The organism is Streptomyces sp. NRRL B-24085, assembly GCF_001282115.1.
GTDB lineage: Bacteria > Actinomycetota > Actinomycetes > Streptomycetales > Streptomycetaceae > Streptomyces.
On sequence record NZ_LJBR01000322.1, the window covers coordinates 1 to 2,655 of the forward strand.

At 69.3% G+C, this 2,655-nt stretch carries 3 protein-coding genes; 1 reads left to right on the top strand and 2 read right to left on the bottom strand.

Going from position 1 to position 2,655, the window contains the following annotated elements:
- Together AOJ26_RS30510 and AOJ26_RS30515 are read right to left on the bottom strand one after the other, a co-directional pair.
- A partial coding sequence (locus tag AOJ26_RS30510) for an MDR family MFS transporter (protein WP_234358710.1) occupies nucleotides 1–1,690 on the bottom strand: 1,690 nt, incomplete at its 3' end.
- Nucleotides 1,691–1,703: 13 nt separating this feature from the next.
- Nucleotides 1,704–2,240 (bottom strand): MarR family winged helix-turn-helix transcriptional regulator, encoded by a 537-nt coding sequence (locus tag AOJ26_RS30515; RefSeq protein WP_053851598.1) that lies wholly within the window; start codon nucleotides 2,238–2,240, stop codon nucleotides 1,704–1,706.
- 195 nt (nucleotides 2,241–2,435) lie between these two features.
- On the opposite strand from AOJ26_RS30515, the gene AOJ26_RS30520 reads away from it, so the two are divergent.
- On the top strand, nucleotides 2,436–2,636 hold the full coding sequence (locus tag AOJ26_RS30520; protein ID WP_053851599.1) for a hypothetical protein: 201 nt from the start codon (nucleotides 2,436–2,438) through the stop codon (nucleotides 2,634–2,636).
- Nucleotides 2,637–2,655 lie beyond the last annotated feature (19 nt).

The window sequence follows — 2,655 nt, forward strand, 5'->3', positions numbered from 1 at the left end:
GGGCGGTGTCGGGGGCGGTGGCGGCCCAGCTCGGGGTGTGCGCGGCGGCCGGGGCCTCGGCGGCTTCCGCGGCCACCTCGGCCGGCGACTGCTCCGCCGCGGCCTGCGCCAGCGCGCCCTTGGTCCGCAGCGGGACCTCCTTGATGAACAGCGTGATCAGGAACGCGACGGCCGCGAGGGCGCCGGCGATCAGGAACACGTCGGCGATGCCGTGCCCGTAGGAGCTCTCCACCAGCGTGCGCACCGGGGCCGGGAGCTTGGCCAGGTCCGGGATGCTGTCGGTGGAGGAGCCGGAACCGGCCAGGGCGGCCCGGTACTGCGGGTCGAGAGCGGCGACGCCGTCCTTTACGTAGTGCGTGATCCGGTGGGCCATGACCGCGCCGAGCGCGGAGACGCCGACCGCACCGCCGAGGGAACGGAAGAACGTGACCGTCGAGCTGGCGGAGCCGAGGTCGCCCGGGTCGACCTGGTTCTGCGTGCACAGCACCAGGTTCTGCATCATCATGCCGATGCCCAGACCCAGCAGCGCCATGAAGATCGACATCTTCCAGTAGGCCGTGTCGTACCGGATGGTGCCCAGCAGGCCCAGTCCGGCCGTCACCAGCACACCACCGCTGACCAGCCACGCCTTCCAGCGCCCGGTGCGGGTGATGAACTGCCCGGAGACGGTCGAGGAGACGAACAGTCCGCCGATCATCGGGATGGTCATGACGCCGGACATCGTCGGGGACTTGTCGCGGGCCAGCTGGAAGTACTGGCTGAAGAAGACCGTGCCGGTGAACATCGCGACACCGACGAAGAGCGAGGCCAGCGAGGCCAGCGTGATGGTCCGGTTCCGGAACAGCCGGAGCGGGATGATCGGCTCGGTGGCCTTGGCCTCGATCAGCACGAACAGCAGTCCGAGCACGATCGAACCGCCGACCATCGTGTACGTCTGCCACGACAGCCAGTCGTACTTGTCACCGGCGAAGGTGACCCAGACCAGCAGCAGCGAGACGGCGGCGGCGATGAAGGTCGCGCCGGCCCAGTCGACCTTGACGTCCCGCTTCACGACGGGCAGGTGCAGGGTCTTCTGGAGCACGATCAGCGCGATGACGGCGAAGGGGACACCGACGTAGAAGCACCAGCGCCAGCCCAGCCACGAGGTGTCGGTGATGACACCGCCGAGCAGCGGGCCGCCGACGGTGGCGACGGCGAAGGTCGCGCCGAGGTAGCCGGAGTAACGGCCGCGCTCACGCGGGGAGATCATCGCGGCCATGACGATCTGCGCGAGGGCGGACAGACCGCCGACGCCGATGCCCTGGACGACACGGCAGGCGATCAGCATGCCGGCGTTCTGCGAGAGACCGGCGGCCGCGGAGCCGAGGACGTAGATGACCAGCGCTATCTGGACGAGCGCCTTCTTGCTGTACAGGTCGGCGAGCTTGCCCCACAGGGGGGTGGCCGCGGTCATCGACAGCAGGGCGGCGGTGACGACCCAGGTGTAGGCGGACTGGCCGCCGCCGAGGTCGCTGATGATGTGCGGGAGCGCGTTGGTGACGATCGTGGACGACAGGATCGCCACGAACATGCCGAGCAGCAGGCCGGAGAGGGCCTCCATGATCTGCCGGTGCGTCATCGGGGCGTACTCGCCGGAGCCTCCCCCGTGCTTGGCGTGAGCCCGCACACCGGCTGGTGTGGTCGTTGCCATGGGCTTCCTTCTCTTACTGGGTGATCGCGGGTGTACGGGTGGTCTGTTCGAGTACGGGGGGTGCGGGTGGCCGGGGGTCGGGGCCGAGGGCGCGGGTGTCGTGCGAGCGGGTGTCGTGGGCGCGGGTGTCGTCGAAGCTCGCTCGCAGCCGGGCCATCAGCGCGGTGAGCTGGGCCACCTCGTCGTCGCTCCAGTCGCCCAGCCGCTCGGCGAGCAGGTGGCAGGTCCGCCGGGACAGCTGGTCGAGGAGCGACTGGCCGGCCGGCGTCAGGCGCAGGATGCGGGAGCGTTTGTCCGCGGGGTCGGGGGAGCGCTCGATCCAGCCGCGCTCGGCGACGTGCGCCACGTGGCGGCTGGTGACGGACATGTCCACGGCGAGCAACTCGGAGAGCTTGCTCATGCGCATGTCCCCGTAGCGCCCGAGCAGGGTCAGTACGGCGGCGGAACCGGCAGGGCACTCGGACGGCATCACCCGTCCTATCTCCCGCTTCACGGCTCCGAAGGCGCTGAACTGACGGATCAGCTCCTCGTAGCGCGCCTGCACGGCCATCACACCTCCCGTATTTGTTGCTTTGGGCAACCATAGGCGTGCTTGGTTGCTACAGGCAAATAAATCGGGATGAGGGCGGCATAAAAACTTGGCAAAGGCAAGTATTGCGAACGTAAACCTGCACGTGGGGCCTGCTGATACCCCCGTCAGCCCCGCACTTGGGCGCCACTGCCAGATTCGCTAGGGTCTCTGGGCATGGCTGACAACCAGGGCCCCCAGGGCAACTACGACCCCGCCGGCAGCACCCAGATGTTCCGCGCGTTCGTCGACGAGGGCCCGCAGGGCCGACAGCAGACCGCGCCCGCCGCGTCGGGCGGCCCGCGCATCGGGCTCATCGTGGGTGTGGTGATCGCGGTGGCGATCGTGGCGGCGGTGGCTTGGCTGGCGCTGAAGTAGCGGCGGGGTGGGTGCCCGG